1 protein-coding gene is annotated in these 961 nt (G+C 72.9%); it reads left to right on the top strand.

The genetic code is table 11. The features are described 5' to 3' along the window. Position 1: 1 nt before the first annotated feature. Positions 2–580 (top strand): NADPH-dependent FMN reductase, encoded by a 579-nt coding sequence (gene ssuE, locus GT354_RS46115; protein ID WP_161363521.1) that lies wholly within the window; start codon positions 2–4, stop codon positions 578–580. Positions 581–961 lie beyond the last annotated feature (381 nt).

The raw sequence follows: 961 nt of genomic DNA, 5'->3' as shown, positions 1-961 counted from the left end.
CATGGCATCCGTCCTGACCGTATGGGGCAGCCCCTCCGCCGCCTCGCGCACCGGCGTCGTCGCCCGCCACGTCGCCGCCCGCCTGCGCGCCGACGGACACGACCTCTCCACGCTCGCCGTGCGCGACCTGCCCGCCGAAGCGCTCCTGCACGCCGACTTCGCCGACCCCCACCTGCGCGCCGCAGTCGCCGCGGTCGCCGACGCGGACGCGCTGGTGATCGCGAGCCCCGTATACAAGGCCGCCTACAGCGGAGTGCTCAAGACGTTCCTGGACGTGCTCCCGCAATTCGCCTTGCGCGGCAAGGAAATCCTGCCCGTGCTCACCGGCGGGACTCCCGCACACGTACTCGCGCTCGACTACGCGCTGCGCCCGGTACTGACTTCCCTCGGCGCCGACCACGTCGCCCAGGGCTGGTTCGTGCACGAGCGCTTCGTCAACCCCACCGGTGAGGAGATCGAACCCGAAGGCGCCGCGCCCCTGAACGAACTCGTCGACTCGTTCTCCGCCCGTCTGCGCCGCTCCACTCCTCCGTCCGCCTCGGCCACCCCACCGCTCACCGCAGGCGCCGCGGCGGCCTGAACAAGCCGACACTCCGCCCTCACCCGCCCCGCCCCGCCCGCTGCGGGACGGCCGGGAGCCGGACGCGCACGTCGCCGACCGCGCCAACGGCGTGGTCGCCACTTCGAACGCGGGCCGATTCGACCACCGCGGCGGGGACTTCGCCATCGACGGTCGGTTCACCGTGCCGCGCACCCGCAGAGCCGACCGGTCCTGATCCGGGCCGGCAACCCCGAGGGCCCGCGAGTTCGGCGCCGCGCCCGCAGACGTGATCCTCTCCCGGCACGCCGGATACGACGCCGGTCGTGTCTTCCACACCGACCGACAACGCGGCGTCTTCCGCACCGACTACGAGGTTCCACACCGACCGACAACGCGGCGTCTTCCGCACCGACTACGAGG

The organism is Streptomyces sp. SID3343, from assembly GCF_009865215.1.
Taxonomy (GTDB): domain Bacteria; phylum Actinomycetota; class Actinomycetes; order Streptomycetales; family Streptomycetaceae; genus Embleya.
The sequence above is the reverse complement of the archived record's forward strand: the minus strand, read 5'-3'. Positions and strand labels throughout refer to the sequence as shown.